General features: G+C 62.8%; 14 protein-coding genes, 1 tRNA gene and 2 pseudogenes. 15 read left to right on the top strand and 2 right to left on the bottom strand.

The window, feature by feature from the left end:
- The first annotated feature begins 144 nt into the window (after positions 1 to 144).
- From BMIN_RS07020 to BMIN_RS09200, 14 genes and pseudogenes are all read left to right on the top strand, one after another.
- The gene (locus tag BMIN_RS07020) at positions 145 to 1,275 is read left to right on the top strand and encodes a methionine ABC transporter ATP-binding protein (protein WP_022860995.1); all 1,131 of its coding nucleotides are present in this window, start codon (positions 145 to 147) and stop codon (positions 1,273 to 1,275) included.
- Positions 1,272 to 1,991, top strand: coding sequence for a methionine ABC transporter permease (locus BMIN_RS07015; RefSeq protein WP_022860994.1), 720 nt, complete (start codon positions 1,272 to 1,274; stop codon positions 1,989 to 1,991). Before BMIN_RS07020 ends, BMIN_RS07015 begins: the two co-directional genes overlap by 4 nt.
- Positions 1,992 to 2,140: 149 nt before the next feature.
- Positions 2,141 to 3,838 (top strand): NAD+ synthase, encoded by a 1,698-nt coding sequence (locus BMIN_RS07010; RefSeq protein ID WP_022860993.1) that lies wholly within the window; start codon positions 2,141 to 2,143, stop codon positions 3,836 to 3,838.
- Between the two features lie 145 nt (positions 3,839 to 3,983).
- Positions 3,984 to 4,187 (top strand): hypothetical protein, encoded by a 204-nt coding sequence (locus BMIN_RS07005; protein ID WP_022860991.1) that lies wholly within the window; start codon positions 3,984 to 3,986, stop codon positions 4,185 to 4,187.
- Between the two features lie 105 nt (positions 4,188 to 4,292).
- Entirely contained in the window at positions 4,293 to 6,668 is a 2,376-nt protein-coding gene (pflB, locus tag BMIN_RS07000; RefSeq protein ID WP_022860990.1) for a formate C-acetyltransferase, read from the top strand.
- Between the two features lie 131 nt (positions 6,669 to 6,799).
- Positions 6,800 to 7,675 carry a pyruvate formate-lyase-activating protein gene (pflA, locus tag BMIN_RS06995; protein WP_026647412.1) on the top strand — a complete coding sequence of 292 codons (876 nt, stop codon included), beginning with the start codon at positions 6,800 to 6,802 and terminating at the stop codon, positions 7,673 to 7,675.
- A gap of 69 nt (positions 7,676 to 7,744) precedes the next feature.
- Positions 7,745 to 9,034 carry an HRDC domain-containing protein gene (locus BMIN_RS06990; protein ID WP_022860988.1) on the top strand — a complete coding sequence of 430 codons (1,290 nt, stop codon included), beginning with the start codon at positions 7,745 to 7,747 and terminating at the stop codon, positions 9,032 to 9,034.
- 52 nt (positions 9,035 to 9,086) lie between these two features.
- A complete protein-coding gene (gene tig, locus BMIN_RS06985) occupies positions 9,087 to 10,490 on the top strand; it encodes a trigger factor (protein ID WP_022860987.1) in 1,404 nt (467 codons plus the stop codon).
- Positions 10,491 to 10,931: 441 nt separating this feature from the next.
- A complete protein-coding gene (locus tag BMIN_RS06980) occupies positions 10,932 to 12,257 on the top strand; it encodes a chloride channel protein (protein WP_022860985.1) in 1,326 nt (441 codons plus the stop codon).
- An 83-nt stretch (positions 12,258 to 12,340) separates the two neighbouring features.
- On the top strand, positions 12,341 to 12,931 hold the full coding sequence (locus tag BMIN_RS06975) for an ATP-dependent Clp protease proteolytic subunit (protein ID WP_026647411.1): 591 nt from the start codon (positions 12,341 to 12,343) through the stop codon (positions 12,929 to 12,931).
- A 2-nt stretch (positions 12,932 to 12,933) separates the two neighbouring features.
- Positions 12,934 to 13,605 carry an ATP-dependent Clp protease proteolytic subunit gene (locus BMIN_RS06970; protein ID WP_026647410.1) on the top strand — a complete coding sequence of 224 codons (672 nt, stop codon included), beginning with the start codon at positions 12,934 to 12,936 and terminating at the stop codon, positions 13,603 to 13,605.
- 138 nt (positions 13,606 to 13,743) lie between these two features.
- Entirely contained in the window at positions 13,744 to 15,084 is a 1,341-nt protein-coding gene (gene clpX, locus BMIN_RS06965; protein WP_022860982.1) for an ATP-dependent Clp protease ATP-binding subunit ClpX, read from the top strand.
- A gap of 110 nt (positions 15,085 to 15,194) precedes the next feature.
- Positions 15,195 to 15,268: transfer RNA gene (locus tag BMIN_RS06960), tRNA-Arg, on the top strand.
- A gap of 999 nt (positions 15,269 to 16,267) precedes the next feature.
- A pseudogene (locus tag BMIN_RS09200) lies at positions 16,268 to 16,489 on the top strand (hypothetical protein); the annotation flags it as partial.
- A gap of 18 nt (positions 16,490 to 16,507) precedes the next feature.
- Here the strand turns inward: BMIN_RS09200 and BMIN_RS06950 are convergent.
- Entirely contained in the window at positions 16,508 to 16,870 is a 363-nt protein-coding gene (locus BMIN_RS06950) for a TIGR02328 family protein (RefSeq protein WP_026647408.1), read from the bottom strand.
- A gap of 291 nt (positions 16,871 to 17,161) precedes the next feature.
- Positions 17,162 to 18,350, bottom strand: a pseudogene (locus tag BMIN_RS06940) (IS256 family transposase).
- A 165-nt stretch (positions 18,351 to 18,515) separates the two neighbouring features.
- On the opposite strand from BMIN_RS06940, the gene BMIN_RS06935 reads away from it, so the two are divergent.
- On the top strand, positions 18,516 to 18,723 hold a 208-nt coding region (locus BMIN_RS06935), incomplete at its 3' end, for a hypothetical protein (protein ID WP_034886331.1).

Below are 18,723 nucleotides of genomic sequence, written 5' to 3'. Positions count from 1 at the left end.
GTGGCCATGGGAGGTCTTGAGCATCGGGTATATCAGGCTCTGTCCGTTCGTGCGGCTTCGCGCCGATCGTGAGAGTTCGAGGGACGGGGTGCCCGCGGATCGCGTGCATTCCCCATCCGCCCGGCACAGTGGGAGAGGTGGCGCATGTCAGAGTCGATCATCACCTTCGATCATGTGGTCAAGGAGTATCGTCGGCGTTCCAGAGGCGGCGGCGCCATCCGCGCCGTCGATGACGTGAGTCTGGAGATCAACCGAGGCGACGTCTTCGGCGTCATCGGATACTCCGGAGCGGGCAAGTCGACGCTTGTGCGCATGATCAACGCCCTGGAACGGCCGACATCCGGATCCGTCACCGTGCTGGGAACGCGCGTCGACCGTCTGGGAGAATCGAAGCTCCGCCCGATACGCATGAAGATCGGCATGATATTCCAGCAGTTCAACCTGTTTTCCACGAAGACGGTGTCGCAGAACATCGCCTATCCGCTGCAGCTCGATCACTGGCGCAAGGACTATCAGACCAGACGCGTCGACGAGCTTCTCGAATTCGTCGGGCTGTCGGACCATGCGGACGGCTACCCCTCCCAGCTGTCCGGGGGACAGAAGCAGCGTGTCGGAATCGCGCGGGCGCTCGCCACCAATCCCCAGATTCTTCTGGCCGACGAGGCCACGAGCGCTCTGGACCCGGAGACCACGTCCGAGGTGCTCGATCTGCTGGCGCGGGTGAATGAGCAGCTGGGAATCACCATCGTGCTGATCACCCACCAGATGAACGTCGTGCAGCGCATCGCCGACAGGGTGGCCGTGATGAGCGAGGGGAAGGTGGTCGAGACCGGTGACGTCTACGACGTCTTCGCCGCGCCGCGGCAGGACGTCACGAGGCGTTTCATCGCCACTGCGATATCCGGCCTTCCCGATGAGGATCGGGTGTCGCGGCTGCGTGGCGAATGGACGGGGAGGATCGTCAGCGTCCTCGTCAGGCAGCGCGATGTCCCGGCACGGGGGGGCTCCCCGGCGGTGAGGGCTTCCGGACAGAACGTGTCGACCCTGATATCCCGGTACGGCATCGACAGCGGGCTGGTGTACGGCGGCATGGACACCGTGGGCGGTTCGGCCATAGGCGCGATCACCTATGAGTTCGATGACGCGAATCCGCGGTTCGGTGAGTTCATGGCGGCGTTGCGCAACGACAGCGATGTGGTGGACTTCGGCACCGCGGCCAGGCCCGTGGCCTACGATGCCGCTCTTGCCGCGTCATCGAGGGGAGGCGTGCGATGAGGCTCGTGGATTCCGTTGATTCATGGACGGGTGCGACGGCGGTGGCCGGAAGATCCGATTGGACGGTTCTTCGGCCCCTGCTGGCCGAATCCGTGGCGCAGACGCTGGAGATGGTCCTCGTCACGCTGCTGATCGGCGGCTTCCTCGGTCTCGTCCTCGGCGTGGTGCTGTACGGGACGCGGCCGGGAAGCCTGTTCGAGAATCCGATCGTGTACCGCATCCTGGATGTGCTGGTGAACGTGATCCGACCGATTCCGTTCATCATCTTCCTCGCCGCCATGCAGCCCCTGACCATCAAGGTCGTCGGAACGTCGATAGGCACCGCGGCCGCCATATTCCCGATGTCCGTCATGTGCACGGTGGTCACGTCGCGGCTGGTCGAGCAGAATCTCGTTCCGGTCGACACCGGGGTCATCGAGGCGGCGCGGTCGATGGGCGCGTCGACGCTGACGATCATCCGCACGGTGCTGATACCCGAGGCGCTGGGGCCGCTGATACTCGCCTACGCCTTCCTGTTCATCGGAGTGCTCGACATGTCCGCGATGGCTGGCTACATCGGCGGTGGCGGTCTGGGAAACTTCGCCATCGCCTACGGGTACCAGAAGTTCGATCAGACGGTCACCTGGTCGGCCGTGGTGATCATGATCGTCCTCGTGCAGGCGGTGCAGGCGATCGCCAATGCCTTCGCGAAGCACGTGCTCAGGCGTCAGCGGTAGGGTCGTCCGATCCGACGCGGTGTCCTCCCGCCCGCCCGGCTTTTTTCCCTCCGTCCGTCCGGCGCTCGTCCGCGATGATCGTGACGTTCGGAACATGGTGACCGGAACATGGTGGCAGGAATTAGCCCACCGGAACTAGACTGGGGGCCATGACTCAGCTTCGTTGCGCGCTTGCCCAGATCGACACCTGCGTGGGGGATCTGTCGGGCAATGCCGACAAGGTTCTTGACTACTGCCGCCGGGCGCGGGTGAACGACGCGCGGATCGTCGTGTTCCCCGAGATGACGCTGACGGGATATCCGATCGAGGATCTGGCCTTCCGGTCCACCTTCCGCCGCGCGGCGTGGGACAAGGCCAACGAGCTGGCCGCGGCCTTGGAGGATGGGGGACTGGGCGACCTCTACGTCATCGTCGGTACCGTGGGAACGGACCACGCCAATGACAAGCCGCGCAACCGTCTGGTGGTGCTTCACCGCGGAATCGTCTGGGCGGGCTATGACAAGCATTTTCTTCCCAATTACGGCGTGTTCGACGAGTTCCGGATATTCTCGTCCGGCGATCGGTGTCTGGTTCTTGACGTCGATGGCGTCAGGATCGGCGTGGCCATCTGCGAGGACATCTGGCAGGATGGCGGCCCGGTCTCCGAACTGGCCGAGAAGGGCGTCGATCTTCTCGTCACCATCAACGGATCCCCCTACGAGGAGGGAAAGACGCACACCCGTCTTGACATCGCGCGTCGGCGCGGAGCCGAGGTGGGGGCTCCCGTCATATACGTCAATCAGGTCGGGGGACAGGACGATCTGGTCTTCGACGGCGCGAGCTTCGTCATCGATGCGGCGGGGACGGTGGTGCAGCGCTCGCCGATGTTCGTCGAGGATCTTTCCTACGTCACGGTCGATCCGGTGGCGGGCGTCGTGGCGGGCGACCGCGTCGACGCCGGTCTAGACCCCGACGAGGAGGTCTACACCGCCTGCGTTCTGGGTCTGCGCGACTATATGCGCAAGAACCGTTTCCATGGGGTGTGTCTGGGCCTGTCGGGCGGGATCGACTCGGCCCTGGTCGCGGCGATGGCCGCCGACGCGTGCGGCGGCGAGAACGTGCAGGGGATATCGATGCCCAGCAGATACTCGTCGGACGGGTCCCGTGGCGATGCCGCCGTTCTGGCGGACCTCCTTGGGGCGTCGCTGGACGTGCAGCCGATAGAGCCGCTGGTCGAGGCGTACCAGAGGCAGCTGCATCTTGAGGGGGTCGCCGCGGAGAACCTCCAGGCGCGCGTCCGCGGGGTGATCGTAATGGCCTATTCGAACGCACGGGGTCTTCTCGCGCTTGCCACGGGCAACAAGTCGGAACTGGCGTGCGGGTATTCGACCATCTACGGGGATGCGGTGGGCGGCTACGCGCCCATCAAGGACCTTCTCAAAACCCGGGTGTGGGAGCTCTCCCGTTGGCGCAACAAGGCCGCGTCCCGGGGAGTGGGTCCCGGCGGCATCCGCGTGGTGGGGTTCGATGGGGCGTCGCCGCGACCGGTGGATCCTTCTGGCCGCATCATTCCCGAGAGCTCGATCGTCAAGGAGCCCAGCGCCGAGCTGCGCCCGGGTCAGAAGGATTCGGATTCGCTGCCCGACTATGCCGTGCTGGACAAGGTCCTTGCGGCCTACATCGAGCATGCCCATGGGCGCGAGGATCTTCTCGCCGACGGATTCGACGACGCCACGGTCGATACCGTGATGCGTCTGGTTGACAGGGCCGAATGGAAGCGTCGGCAGTACCCCGTGGGACCGAAGGTCACGGCGCTGGCGTTCGGACGGGACCGGCGCCTTCCCATCACCAGCTCGTTCCGGGAATGACGGGCCGAGGAGAATGACGGGCCGAGGAGAACGACGGGCCTATGAGAACGACAAAGGGGCGTCCGATCCCAGTGGCTGTCGACGTGAACGTGGTTGTCGACGTGAACGAGGTTGTGGGCGTGAACGAGCGGAAGGCGGAGATGTCATGAGCGACACGCGATGGTATTTCAATACGGTCACCGAGCAGCCTGAGCGGGGGCCGTTGTCGCCCGCGTCCCACCGTATGGGACCCTATGCCTCCCGGGAGGAGGCTCTGGACGCTTGGAAAATAGTCCGAGAGCGCAATCTCACCTGGGATCAGCAGGATGCCCAGTGGAAGGACTGGGGTGCGGGCGGTCATGGGAGGTAGTGTGACGTATATCACGTTGCATAACGGGCTCGCTTCCATATACGTTGGCTAGACTTGGTGGCATGACGGCGTAAGGAAGCGTCGCCGTGTACGCAAGGAGTGATTATGACCGCTGCTGACGTAGCCGCCCCCACCACAGAGGAACTGCAGGCCCAGGCCTGGAAGGGTTTCTCCGAAGGCCATTGGCAAAAAGACATCGATGTTCGTGACTTCATCCAGAAGAATTACACGCCCTATGACGGCGATGAGTCCTTCCTGGCCGGTGCCACGGAGAAGACGAAGCATCTGTGGAAGTATCTGGATGACAACTATCTGGCCGTGGAGCGCAAACAGCGCGTGTATGATGTGGACACCCACACCCCCGCCGGGATCGACGCGTTCCCCGCGGGATACATCGATAGCCCCGAGGTCGACAACGTCATCGTCGGACTGCAGACCGACGTGCCGTGCAAGCGCGCGATGATGCCCAACGGCGGCTGGCGCATGGTCGAGCAGGCGATCATCGAGGCGGGCAAGCAGCCTGACCCCGAGATCAAGAAGATCTTCACCAAGTACCGCAAAACGCACAACGACGGCGTGTTCGGCGTCTACACCAAGCGCATCAAGGTCGCTCGCCACAACAAGATTCTGACCGGCCTTCCCGATGCATACGGCCGCGGCCGCATCATCGGCGACTATCGCCGCGTGGCGCTGTACGGAGTCAACACTCTTATCGCCATCAAGAAGCGCGACAAGGACTCCGTCCCGTACCGCAACGATTTCACCGAGCCCGAAATCGAGCACTGGATCCGCTTCCGTGAGGAGCATGACGAGCAGATCAAGGCGCTCAAGCAGCTCATCACCCTGGGCAAGGAGTATGGTCTCGACCTGTCCCGTCCGGCGCGCACCGCTCAGGAGGCCGTGCAGTGGACGTACATGGGCTATCTCGCCTCGGTCAAGAGCCAGGACGGCGCGGCCATGTCAATCGGTCGTCTGTCGGCGTTCTTCGACTGCTATTTCGAGCGTGACCTCAAAAGCGGTCTGATCGACGAGACGGACGCGCAGGAGATCATCGACAACATCGTCATGAAGCTGCGCATCGTCCGGTTCCTTCGCACCAAGGACTACGACAACATCTTCTCCGGCGACCCCTACTGGGCGACCTGGTCGGACGCGGGCTTCGGCGACGATGGACGCTCGATGGTCACCAAGACGTCCTTCCGCCTGCTCAACACCCTCACCCTTGAGCATCTGGGACCGGGACCCGAGCCGAACATCACCATCTTCTGGGATCCGAAGCTTCCCGAGGGATACAAGCGCTTCTGCGCGCGCATCTCGATCGACACGTCGGCGATCCAGTACGAGTCCGACAAGGACATCCGCGCCCACTGGGGCGACGACGCCGCCATCGCGTGCTGCGTCTCGCCCATGCGCGTCGGCAAGCAGATGCAGTTCTTCGCGGCTCGCGTCAACTCCGCCAAGGCGCTGCTCTACGCGATCAACGGCGGTCGTGACGAGATGACCGGCATGCAGGTCATCGATCCCGGCGTCATCGATCCCGTCGCCCCCGAGGCCGATGGGACCCTGGACTACGAGAAGGTCAAGACCAACTACGAGAAGGCCCTTGAATGGCTGTCCGAGACCTACGTCGAGGCGCTGAACATCATCCATTACATGCATGACAAGTACGCGTACGAGTCGATCGAGATGGCTCTGCACGACAAGGAGGTCTACCGCACTCTGGGTTGCGGAATGTCCGGACTCTCCATCGCCGCGGACTCCCTGGCCGCTCTCAAGTACGCCAAGGTGTACCCGATCTGCAACAAGGACGCCAAGACGATGCCCGGCCATGAGAACGAGTACGTCGAGGGAGCCGATGACAACCTCATCGTCGGATACCGCACCGAGGGCGAGTTCCCGGTGTACGGCAACGACGACGACCGCGCCGACGATCTGGCCAAGTGGGTCGTCAGCACCGTCATGGGACAGGTCAAGAGGCTTCCGGTCTACCGGGGGGCCGTCCCGACCCAGTCGATCCTCACCATCACCTCGAACGTCGAGTACGGCAAGAACACCGGGTCCTTCCCCAGCGGGCACAAGAAGGGCACCCCGTATGCTCCGGGCGCGAACCCGGAGAACGGAATGGACTCCCATGGGATGCTCCCCTCGATGTTCTCCGTCGGCAAGATCGACTACAACGACGCGTTGGACGGCATCTCGCTGACCAACACCATCACGCCCGATGGGCTGGGCCGCGATGAGGACGAGCGCATCAACAACCTCGTCGGCATCCTCGACGCGGGCAATGGCCATGGCCTCTACCACGCCAACATCAACGTGCTCCGCAAGGAGCAGCTGGAAGACGCGGTGGACCATCCCGAGAAGTATCCGCACCTGACGGTGAGGGTTTCGGGATACGCGGTGAACTTCGTCAAGCTGACCCGTGAGCAGCAGCTGGACGTCATTTCCCGCACGTTCCATCAGGGAGCCGTCACCAACTGACGACGGCATAAGCCCTTCAGCGCGGCCGTCATCGGAACATCCGGTGGCGGCCGCACTGGCTCGCAGACCGTTGCAGGCGCGATCGTCACACGCATTGCCGACGCGCACAAGTCCATGATCGGGAGGTCCACATGGCGGCAGTGTTCAGAACCACCACACCACATATGCTGCGCGATTCCCAGCAGCTGGGAAGTCGCACGCTGATGGGCGGATTGTCGGGATTCGAGTCCCCCGTGGGCATGGACCGCCGCGACAGGCTCGACGCCCTGCGCACCGGAGACATCGGTTTCGTCCATTCATGGGACATCAACACCTCCGTCGACGGTCCGGGGACGAGGATGACGGTGTTCATGAGCGGATGCCCGCTGCGGTGCCAGTACTGTCAGAACCCCGACACCTGGAGGATGCGCGACGGCAGCCCGGTCTATCTGGACGCTATGGTCGCGAAGGTCGAACGCTACAAGGATCTCTTCGCCTCAACGGGCGGTGGGATCACGTTCTCCGGCGGCGAGTCCATGATGCAGCCGGCCTTCGTGTCGCGCGTCTTCAGGGCCGCCAAGGAGATGGGCGTCCACACGTGTCTGGACACCTCCGGCTTCCTCAATCAGAACTACACGGATGAGATGATCGACGACATCGATCTGTGCCTTCTGGACGTCAAATCCGGGGACGAGGAGACCTACCGGAAGGTCACGGGGGGCACGCTGGCTCCGACGATAACCTTCGGGAAAAGGCTTGCCGCCCGCGGCAAGAAGATATGGGTCCGTTTCGTGCTTGTTCCGGGGCTGACGGATTCCGTGGAGAACGTCGAACGCGTCGCGCGCATCTGCGAGGAATTCGATGGAGCCGTCGAGCACGTCGACGTCCTCGGGTTCCACCAGCTGGGCCGCCCGAAATGGCACCAGCTGCGGATACCGTATCCGCTGGAGGACTGCAAGGGGCCGTCCAAGGAGCTTCGAGAGCGTGTGGCGGCCCAATTCCGCGACCACGGGCTTGTCGTCTACTGACCATACGTCGAGGCCGGCCTTAGCCTAGAAGACATGTCACAGTTGCGATCACGGACGCGGGGAGCCTCGATGGACGTCGAGCCACGGTTGCTGCGGGAGCCGCGCGAAGGGGTCCCCGACGTCATCGACGACATAGCCGCCTACGAGGACGCCTGCGAGCGGTTGGCCGGCGGCTCCGGACCGCTGGCCGTCGACGCCGAGAGGGCCTCGGGCTTTCGCTATGGGCATGAGGACTGGCTGGTCCAGTTCAAACGCGAGGGCGCCGGCATCATTCTGCTTGACCCGATCGCGCTCGGTGACGCGAACGTCAGGTGGAAGGACTTCTCCGATGCCGTCGGGGACGTCGAGTGGATACTTCATGACGCCAAGCAGGACATACCCGGTTTCGCGGATCTGGGACTTGTGCCGGGAAGCCTGTTCGACACCGAGGTCGCCGCCCGGCTTCTTGGCGTCAAACGCTTCGGCCTGTCGTCGGTGACCGAACGCTTTCTGGGGATCATCCTGGCCAAGGAGCATTCGGCCGCCGATTGGTCGTATCGTCCCATCCCTCGTGACTGGCGCAACTACGCGGCGCTGGATGTGGAGCTGCTCGCCGATCTGGAAGGCGTTCTGGGCGCCGAGCTCAGATCGCAGGGCAAGGATGAGTGGGCCCGTCAGGAGTTCGATCACGTTCTGAGATCATCGCTGTCGCCCGCGCCCTCGCATAAGGTGCCATGGATGCATATCTCGGGCTTCACGGCCCTGGGGCGCGACAGACAGGGTCAGGCCGTGGCCAGATCCCTGTGGGAGGCCCGTGACGAGCTCGCCCGCGAGCATGACATAGCGCCGTCTCTGCTGCTCCCCGATCACGCCATCATCGAGGCGGCGCGGCGCAAGCCCCACAACGGGAAGGAGTTCCGCGCCATACGATCGTTGAACGAGCGGGTGAGGATACACACCGGCGATGAGAGGGAGCGCATGTTCGCGCGTTACGCCCCGATCCAGCGTCAGGTGCGTCCCAGCGTGTGGCGCAATGCCATCGACAAGGCCCTCGCGCTGCCCGAAAGCGAGTGGCCGTCGGCTCCGGCATCCACGGAGACGGAGTCGGTCAACGCCCCCAGATCGATGAGGATGTGGGAGCGGCATCCACGACGTCTGGAAAGGCTCACGCGGGCGCGCGAGAGCGTCTCCCGCATCGCGCGTGACACGCGCACGCCCGGCGAGGTCATCATCAAGCCGCAGATCATCCGCAACCTCTGCTGGTCGGACGAGCCGATGGCGGAGGACGACGGAGCCGTCGAGGAGTTCCTCTCGCGGGAGGGGGCGCGCCCTTGGCAGGTGGCCCTTGTCGGCGAGTCCGTGCGACGCGCTATCATGTAACGGTTGCCTTAGGGCAGAGTCAGCATATTAATCAGTCTTCAGGAGCGCCAGAGTGAAAATCAGCGTCAGGAATCTTGAGCCCACCAAGGTGAGGCTTACCGTCACGGTCGACCCCGAGGAGTTCGATCCCTATCTGGATCAGGCCCGAAAGGACATCGCGTCCCAGATCACCGTCCCCGGTTTCCGCAAGGGCCACGTGCCCGGCAAGATCGTCGACCAGCGTCTGGGCTTCGCCACCGTCGCGGGAGAGGCCGTGAACAAGGCCGTGCCGGAGCTGTATTCCAAGGCGCTGGAGACCAAGAAGGTCCGTCCCATGGGCGAGCCCGAACTGGATGTTCAGGAGGTTCCCGAGGCCGCGGCGAGCGAGACCAAGCTCAAGTTCGTGGCCACCGTCGAGCGTCGGCCCGACATCGAGATCCCGGATCTTTCGGGTATGGCGATCGATGTGCCGAAGGCCGAGATCACGGATGAGGACATCAACCGTCGTCTCGAGGCCCTTCGTCAGCGCTTCGGGACACTTGTCGGCGTCGACCGTCCCATCGAGAAGGGCGATTTCGCCAACATCGACCTCACCGCCACCGTTGACGGCGAAACGGCCGATTCCCAGGAGGGCGTCAGCTATCAGCTGGGCTCCGGCACCATGCTTGACGGTCTTGACGAGGCTCTGGACGGACTGTCCGCAGGCGAGGAGACGACCTTCGAGGGCACTCTTGAGGCCGGCGACCACGAGGGGCAGAAGGCACAGATCGCGGTCAAGGTCAACTCCGTCAAAACCGAGGAGCTTCCCGAGCTTGACGACGACTTCGCGCAGGAGGCCTCCGAATTCGACACGCTCGAGGAGCTCAAGGCCGATATTCGCAAGGCCGCGGCGCGTGACGCCGAGGGCCGTCAGGCGACCGACGCACGCGACGCCTTCATCGCCAAGCTCGAGGAGGGACAGGAGATCCCGGTTCCCAAGGGCGCGCGCAAGAACGCGGTCGACGAGCATCTCAAGGGCGTGACTCCTGATCCTGAGAAGGCCACGGACGAGCAGAAGAAGGAGGCGGAGGAATCCGCCGACAAGGAGCTGCGCGACCAGATGGTCCTCGACGCGCTCGCCGAGAAGATGGAGATCACCGTCAGCCAGGCCGAGGTCACGAACTTCCTCGCGTCCATCGCCCAGCAGTACGGCATGGATCCCAGCCAGTTCATCAACGCGATCGTCCGCAACGGCCAGCTTGGATCGGCCGTTCAGGAGGTCGGACGTTCGAAGGGGCTGCTCGCCGGAATGCGCGCCGTCTCCTTCACCTCCGGGGGGGAGGCTCTGGACCTCTCCGCGTTCCTCGGAGATGCCGCCGAGGAGGAGGAATCCGAAAGCGTGGAGGCCGCATCGGCGGCCGCGCAGGTGGCCGATGAGCTGTCCGCTCAGGATGACGCCCCGGTGACGGATGACGCCGCCGAGAAGGATGCCGAGTAGCCGTCGTGACGATGATCGCAGTGACCGTGCAGTGTGGCTGTGCGGTATGACTGTGCAGTGATCGTGCGGTGTGATCGTGCGGTGTGATCGTGCGGTCACCGTGGGCACGTCCCACTACTGAAATGGAGGAAGGCCCGGGACTTCGGTTCCGGGCCTTCCTCCATGCCGACCGTGTCCATGCCGACCGTGTCCATGCCGACCGTGTCCATGCCGACCGTGTCCATGCCGACCGTGTCCATGCCGACCGTGTCCATGCCGACCGTGTCCATGCCGACCCTGTTCTATGCTGACCATGGGAAAGAGACGGCCACATGGGAAAGAGGAGGTCCTCGTCCGAACGGCGGTTGTCCGGAACGGTCTCGGCCCGGATGACCTCCCGTCCGGGCCGAGGGCGTATCCACGCCGGCCCTGATGTCCGTGTCCAGGTAAGGAGCGCCACGCATGTCCACCGAGTCCGCCACGGATGATCCCGAATCGTTGTCGCCGCGGCGCTTCGCCATGTATCTGTGCGTCGTGGTCGTTCTCGGTGCCGTGGTCGGCGTCGGCGCGGGCCTGCTGTCGCTTCTTCTGTATGGCATCGAGAAGCTCGCTTTGGGATTCGTCGAGACTTCGACGCAGCCGGGGCCGTTCGAGACGGATCCCGTCCGACGCATCCTTTCGGTCGTCGTCGGATCGGTTATCGCTGCCATCGTCTGGTGGCTTCTGAGGACACGGTCGCGGCCGGTTCCCTCCGTCTCGAAGGCGGTGTCCGGAACGCCGATGCCATGGTGGCAGACGATCGTCCACGTCCTTCTGCAGATCATGATCGTCGGATGCGGTTCGTCCATCGGCCGTGAGGTGGCGCCGCGCGAACTGGGCGCTCTGATGGGGCAGTGGTTCGGTCGCGTGGTCCCCGTGTCGGAGCATGACCGGCGGATCATCGTCGCGGTCGCCGCCGCGGCGGGACTCGCCGGCGTGTATGACGCGCCGCTGGCCGGGCTGTTCTTCGTCACCGAGATACTGGTCGTCGGCGCGTCCGTCACCACCGCTGCGGTGGCTCTGGGGGCCTCGGTGGTGGCGGCCTTCGTCGCGTCCCTCATCAAGGGACGGCATGTGTTCTACGACGTGGCGGGTCTGTCGACGGCATACACGCCGACCATACTCATCTTCTCCCTCGTGGCCGGGATGGTCTTCGGGCTGGCGGGGGCGCTTTTCCGCAGGGCGTCGGCGATCGCCACGGGCAACAGGCCCACCGGGTCGGACATCCTGTGGATGATGCCCGCCGCCGCCGTGGTGACGGGTCTTGTGGCGCTGGTCGTCCCGCAGGTCATGGGCAACGGCAGGGCCTCCGCCCAGCTGACGCTGTCGCTGACGTCGATGACCTCGCCCGTGGGGGTCGTGGCGGCGACCGCCGCGCTGACGTTTCTGGCCAAGGCCGTGGTGACGCTGCTCACGCTTCGCTCGGGCGCGTCGGGCGGCGTCCTCCAACCCGGCATCGCGTTGGGCATGGCCCTGGGGACGCTGCTGGGGTGCGGCTGGATCATGGTGATGCCCGGGGACTCGCTCGCCGCCTGCGCCGTCATGGGGGGTGCCGCACTGCTCGCGGCCTCCCAGAAGGCCCCGCTGATGGCCATGTGTCTGGTGTTCGAGCTGGTCAATGCGCCGATGTCGCTGGTGGTGCCGGTGGGTCTTGCGGTGGCCGTGTCGTCCATGGTCGCGCACTGCGTGGAGCCCCGGCTGTTGCGCATTGAGCGCAACGGGACGGCTGCGGTCTCTTCGGAGCGGTAATGTTCAAGGAAACGACATATCGATAAGGAGACATGGTGGCAGATATTCTGACATCCACACCGTCCCGGGCGTCCCGGCCAGTGATGGCCGAGGGCGAGGGACCGGCGCCGGCCGATCCCATCTTCACGCGGCTGCTCAGGGAGCGCATCATCTGGCTGGGCTCCGAAGTCAAGGACGACAACGCCAACGTCATCTGCGCGCAGATGCTTATGCTTGCGGCCGAGGATCCCACGAAGGACATCTGGCTGTACATCAACTCGCCGGGAGGCTCCATCACCGCGGGCATGGCCATATACGACACCATGCAGCTGATCGAGCCCGACGTGGCGACGGTCGCCGTGGGCATGGCGGCGTCCATGGGACAGTTCCTGCTGAGCTCCGGCACGCCGGGCAAGCGCTTCATCACGTCCCACGCCCGCGTGCTCATGCACCAGCCCTCCGGCGGGGTCGGGGGAACGGCCACCGACGTGCGCATCAACGCCGAGCTGATCATGGACATGAAGAAGACGTTGTCGGAGCTTACAGCCCAGCAGACCGGACACACGGTCGAGGAGATCTACCGCGACAACGAGTACGATCACTGGTTCACCGCCCAGCAGGCGTTGGAGTACGGTTTCGTGGATCGCATCGTGACGACGCCGGAGACGATGGGCACCAGGAAGCAGGGGGAGTGAGCATGGCAAGTGAGGAAGCGCGTTTCGTGGCCCGTGCCCAGCGGCTGGCCGGACCATCGTGGAGATCGGGCGTCCAGGCCCAGAACAGGTACGTTCTGCCGCAGTTCGCCGAGAAGACGCCCTACGGCATGAAGACGCAGGACCCGTACACGAAGCTGTTCGAGGACCGCATCATCTTCATGGGGGTCCAGGTGGACGACACGTCCGCCGACGACATCATGGCGCAGCTGCTGGTTCTGGAAAGCCAGGATCCCGACCGCGACGTGATGATGTACATCAATTCGCCCGGCGGTTCCATGACCGCGATGACCGCGATCTACGACACGATGCAGTACATCAAGCCCGACGTGCAGACGGTCTGCCTGGGTCAGGCCGCGTCGGCGGCAGCCGTCGTGCTCGCCGCGGGGGCCGAGGGCAAGAGGCTGATCCTCCCCAACGCCAGGGTGCTGATCCACCAGCCGGCCATCGACCAGGGATTCGGCAAGGCCACCGAGATCGAGCTCCAGGCCAGGGAGATGCTGAGGATGCGCGAATGGCTGGAGGACACTCTGGCCAAGCACACCGGGCAGGACGTCGAGCGCGTTCGCAAGGACATCGAGGTCGACACCTTCCTCACCGCCCCGCAGGCCAAGGAGTACGGCATCGTCGACGAGGTGCTGGGGCCGCGCAAGTAGTCCCGCGCGTCCATCGATCCCGCATCGGTGTCGTCGCGCTCCATGCCCCCGGCGCATAACCGGGGGCATCGTCGCCGGGGGTGTCGTCATAGGTGATGGGCCGATCATGCGAAAGGACCATATGCGAAAGGACCATTCATGGGTGAAGTGGTGAGTTACAACGAGGATTCCCCACGGTGCACCTTCTGCGGCAAATCCGAGCATCAGGTCCGCAAGCTGGTCACGGGGCCGAGCGCCGCGATCTGCGACGAGTGCATCAACCTGTGCGTCGAGATCATCTCGGAGGAGGCCCGCAAGGACGCGGCGGGAGGCATCGTGCCTCTTCCGTCCCCTGCAACCGTCAAAAGGCATCTCGACCGATACGTCGTCGGTCAGGACGCCGCCAAAAGGACTCTGGCCGTCGCGGTGCGCAACCATTACAAGCGCGTCAACATGGACATGATGGACGCCGCGTCGACACTGCATGTCCGCTCGCGCGGGCGGGGTCAGGACGCCGGGAATCCGGCGGGCGATGAGACCATGGCGCACGTGCGGGTGGACAAGTCCAACATCCTCATGATGGGTCCCACGGGCGTGGGCAAGACGTATCTGGCCAAAACGCTCGCATCGGCGATGGACGTGCCCTTCGCCATGACGGACGCCACGACGCTCACGGAGGCGGGATACGTCGGCGACGACGTCGAGACGGTGCTTCAGAGGCTTGTGCAGGCGGCTGACGGCGACGTGGAGATGGCCCAGCACGGCATCATCTACATCGACGAGATCGACAAGATCGCCCGCAAAAGCGGCGAGAACACGTCCATAACCCGCGATGTGAGCGGCGAGGGGGTGCAGCAGGCGCTACTCAAGATCATCGAGGGCACCACGGCCAGCGTTCCCGTGGAGGGCACGCGCAAGCACCGCGAGCAGGAGACGGTGAAAATCGACACTTCCGGGATCCTCTTCATCTGCGGAGGCGCGTTCGTGGGCCTCGCCGACATCATCGAACGGCGTCTGGGAGCCCATACCAGTGGCTTTACGTCGACGTGGAGAAACGACCCCCTTGACGAGCATGACCTTCTCTCGCATGCGAGGGCGGATGATCTCGCCGATTTCGGGCTGCTTCCCGAGTTCATCGGGCGTCTTCCCGTCATCACCACGCTTCACGATCTTGACGAGGACGACTTGGTGCGGGTGCTTACGGAACCCGTCGACGCCCTCACCAAGCAGTACGAGAGGCTCGTCGCGATGGACGGGGCGGAGCTCGTCTTCACGCCCGAGGCGCTGCGGGCCATCGCCCATTCGGCGGTGGATTCGGGCACGGGGGCGCGCGGGCTGAGGGCGATTATCGAGCATGTCCTGGAGGGGACGATGTTCGATCTTCCCCAGCGCGACGACGTGGCGAAGGTCGTCGTGGGGGAGGAGTGCGTCAGGCAGGGGGCGGATCCCACGCTGATTCTCGCCTCGGAACGGCAGCAGCGCGGTCGACGTCTCGCCTAGATGCTTCGTCGCGCGCCAACGACACGCCAGTTTGCGTGGTCGTGAACCGCGCGGTATTCTGTTCAAGTTGCCGAAAACGATGGCCTTGCGGCCGTCGGAGTAAGCGACATGCGCCAGTAGCCCAATGGATTAGAGCAGCTGACTACGGATCAGCAGGTTGCAGGTTCGAATCCTGTCTGGCGCACCTGTGAAGCCCCGGAATTTCAGCGATTCCGGGGCTTTTGTTTCTCTCCGTAATTACCCTTCTGTACATGATTGGACATGATGGCTGCAGACCTCGCGGCGTCCGGTCCGTCGGCGGCCTCGTCCAGGCGTTCAGGCTGCGATACGCTTGCGTGGAATGCGATGATCGTCAAGCCGTCCCATGCCCCAACTATCTGCTGGTTTTCGCGTGAGCCGTGCTGTCGATCGTGCTTTCACTGAAGATCCCGTTTGCAACACTGGCTATGCGGGCGCTCTGCTTCATCGCTGATGCGACGCTGATCGTGACGAGCGGGCTTGTAAGAGCTGGCCGCGACGATGTCGCTTCCTACCTGACTGCATGGTCGTCCTCCGGGGTGTGGCCCTCGGCGGCCGGGGCGTCTGAGGTCGGGATGCGGAAGCGCAGGATGCAGATCCGATGATTGAGAACAACGCTGAGGGTAATGCAGGTCCCAAAGGATTTTGGAAAAGGTTTTTTGGAAAATAGCGAACACTTCTGAATACGACTACTTGGGGTGTAGAGCAAGTAGAAAATTAGGTTGACGACAGAAGTCTCAGAGTGCACGAATATGGTATATGTATTTGAGCAAATATTTGTACGATCAATCAAAAAATATAGAAGGCTGTATGAGCCAGTAGCAGATGTGTGATTAGTTCATTGTCATCATGTACAGCAGTGTTGACGCAAAAACATTTTTGAATTGATATTTTCGTGCAATGAGTGATGGCGCGTCAAAAACTATTCAAACGTATTGCTTGTTGACCTGTGTAAAAGCCGGGTGCTTCCTTGATAGTTACTAGAATCCATTGTTGTAGAAATTCTCAAATCAAAAATAAAAATGAGCGAATCAATAAAATACTAGAACTATTACGTAGTAAAATTCATTAATATTTTATCAATGAAAATAGAGAGGCCGCACTGGTCCATACTCCAGAAGATTATGATTCCATAATAGATCCGCGTTTATACAGGGGTTTCTTGATGAACAAGTTTCAGATTCTAGAAGATTCAGTGCGGAATACTTTCGGTCGTGTGATGTGGTCACATAAAATTCAAGAGAAGCAAGCAGACATTCTCGCTGGTTTATCATCCCAAATAATGTGGGCCAATATTATTCTCGCTTCATTCACATCTGCGGGAGTTGTATCGACCGTCTTTCTGGACCGGTACTGGATGAAGCTTGCCTCAGCATTAGTATCTTTTTTATCGGCGGCGCCGGCATCACAACACGATGCCCTTGCCCGCCAGGTTGTCAAGGCATTCACGCAGATAACGGTCATCGTGCTCCGGATAAATCGGGGTGGAGATGTCGCAAGGGGTGAGCTCCACATACGGCTCGCAGGACGTGCCACGATACAGCGGATCGTACCAACGTTCGTTGGGCCGGTATCCCCGTGCGTGCATCTCGTCCATCACCAGGACATGGAATCGATACAGAAGATACGGCGAGTGGGTGAACACGTAATTGACGGTCGCGTGGCGACGTCCCCACCCATTGCCGCGCAAGGCGGCGATCTCGCGGTGCTGGCCCAGCAACTGGGCCCGGGGCAACCGCGGGATCAACGATTCATGCCATAGTCTCATGACCATCTCCAACCTTTGGCGTTATCGCGCGGAGCCATCTCATGACACCCTCACACAACGCCATCATCGCCACGCATCATCGCCACGTATCAGATCATCACGTCATCACGTCATCACGCAAGACGTCACGCAGCACCATCACGCACCACGCGCACCGCCTATGTTCGGATCCGGTGTGCAGCGATTTCACGATGTTCATGGTACCCCGTTACCGTATGCGGCTTGAGAGGGGCATATAAGGGTAGTGCCCGAGTTCTTGCGCACTTTGGGTTTTGTCTCCTGTGTGCGTTTTCAGTTCGCTTCCTGTATGGTGTCGCCGAGTCGGGACATGTCCAGGCAGCGGCGGGTGGACCAGTCGTTGCCGGTGACGTAGCGGATCCTGGCGGTGACGGGCATCAACGCGCTCCCACCATCGGGGAAAGCGCCCACGACGCGGGTTCGACGTCGGATCTCCCGGTTCAACCGTCCGAATCATGTCGGTGGTGCGGATACGCCGACGATGCTCGACGGGATAGTCGTCCGGCAGGTACGTGGTGGTTTCGTTGATGCCTTCGCGCAGGCACCTGGCGGCTTGCCTGAGTTTCCGCTCCTCCATCTCGGAGGCGACCTGTTCGGCCTTGGCCAACGCCGATTCGCGTGACTCCATGGCGAGGATCGCTTTGAGCGCGTCGGCGGCCCATCGGGTGTGCCGTGGGCCGGCCCTGGCGAGCACGCCCGCGCATGAAATGCACCATGCACCGCTGGTAGCGGGCCTGTGGCAGGAGTTCACTGACGGTGTTCACCAGTCCGGCGCACCGGTCTCCGGTCACCAGGCGCACGCCGGTAAGCCCACGAGAGATGAGCGAGGAGACGAAGCTGTTCCAGCTGGTCGAATCCTCCTTCATGCCCTCGGCCACGCCGATCACCTCCCGGTGCCCGTCCGACCCGATGCCGATCGCGACCAGTATGCTCACGTTCTCCACGGCGCCACCCCACGAACGCTTGTGCCACACCCCGTCCATGAACACATACGGGTAGGCCTGGGACAGCGGGCGTTCACGCCAGGCGTCGATGTCCCCGTAGACCTTCCTGAGCTTGTCCGACAGGGTCTGCGACGGCATCCGCGCTCCCCACAGCGCCTGGGAGATGTCGTCGACGCGGCGGGTGGACACGCCCGCCAGGTACATGTCGATCAGGGCTTCCTCGACCGACTCCTCCCGGCGTCGGTAGCGTTCGATGACCGCCGACTCGAAGACCGCCCCCTTGAGCTTGGGTACCCTCACGGTCATTTTCCCGGCCTTGACGGTCGGATTTCGCCCGTAATGACCGGCCCGATACGCCTTCCTGGAACCGGAGCGCTCGTAGCGTGCGGCACCGGTGATCTCGTCGGCCTGAAGCGTCCGGCATCCGGCCCAAGGATCTCGTTGACCTTCTGGGTGACCATGCGATCCAATTGGGTCTCGAACATGGGTTGGTTGACTTGTATGATCGTATCGGGCATGGTTCTGTCGCCTGCTTTTCTAGAGCGGTTAATGTTCTGGCGACTGAAATCGTACACAGGTGACAAGCCATGCTCCACCACCTCAACAAGCACCAACCAATTTGCGCAAAAAACCTGACGTTAGGGGCTGCGGACGTTTTCTTGGAGATTGAACGAGAGGATTCTATGTTCAGTCAAGAGGAGCGTGGTCGTGCCGTGGAGTTGTATTTCTCCACTGATATGACGACCCAGCAGGTCGCGGAGCATCTGGGTTATCCCACCCGTCAGTGTTTGGAACGTTGGCTGCATGAGGATCCGCGGTATGCCGATGCCATTGCCAAGCCGATCATCCCGTTCTCCAAGCGGGTGAGAGCCGTACGCCTKCCAGTCGCGG

It is taken from the genome of Bifidobacterium minimum, assembly GCF_000741645.1.
GTDB classification, from domain to species: domain Bacteria; phylum Actinomycetota; class Actinomycetes; order Actinomycetales; family Bifidobacteriaceae; genus Bifidobacterium; species Bifidobacterium minimum.
Note: the sequence above shows the minus strand (reverse complement) of the source record. Positions and strands in the feature narration are given on the sequence as shown.

What these genes read in the sequence shown, in the direction of transcription:
- BMIN_RS06990 (WP_022860988.1), top strand. Translation starts at nt 7,745, where the DNA reads ATGGACGTCGAGCCACGGTTGCTGCGGGAGCCGCGCGAAGGGGTCCCC.
- BMIN_RS07015 (WP_022860994.1), top strand. Translation starts at nt 1,272, where the DNA reads ATGAGGCTCGTGGATTCCGTTGATTCATGGACGGGTGCGACGGCGGTG.
- BMIN_RS06975 (WP_026647411.1), top strand. Translation starts at nt 12,341, where the DNA reads ATGGCCGAGGGCGAGGGACCGGCGCCGGCCGATCCCATCTTCACGCGG.
- pflA (WP_026647412.1), top strand. Translation starts at nt 6,800, where the DNA reads ATGGCGGCAGTGTTCAGAACCACCACACCACATATGCTGCGCGATTCC.
- pflB (WP_022860990.1), top strand. Translation starts at nt 4,293, where the DNA reads ATGACCGCTGCTGACGTAGCCGCCCCCACCACAGAGGAACTGCAGGCC.
- clpX (WP_022860982.1), top strand. Translation starts at nt 13,744, where the DNA reads ATGGGTGAAGTGGTGAGTTACAACGAGGATTCCCCACGGTGCACCTTC.
- BMIN_RS07010 (WP_022860993.1), top strand. Translation starts at nt 2,141, where the DNA reads ATGACTCAGCTTCGTTGCGCGCTTGCCCAGATCGACACCTGCGTGGGG.
- BMIN_RS06980 (WP_022860985.1), top strand. Translation starts at nt 10,932, where the DNA reads ATGTCCACCGAGTCCGCCACGGATGATCCCGAATCGTTGTCGCCGCGG.
- BMIN_RS06950 (WP_026647408.1), bottom strand. Translation starts at nt 16,870, where the DNA reads ATGAGACTATGGCATGAATCGTTGATCCCGCGGTTGCCCCGGGCCCAG.
- BMIN_RS06970 (WP_026647410.1), top strand. Translation starts at nt 12,934, where the DNA reads ATGGCAAGTGAGGAAGCGCGTTTCGTGGCCCGTGCCCAGCGGCTGGCC.
- BMIN_RS07020 (WP_022860995.1), top strand. Translation starts at nt 145, where the DNA reads ATGTCAGAGTCGATCATCACCTTCGATCATGTGGTCAAGGAGTATCGT.
- BMIN_RS07005 (WP_022860991.1), top strand. Translation starts at nt 3,984, where the DNA reads ATGAGCGACACGCGATGGTATTTCAATACGGTCACCGAGCAGCCTGAG.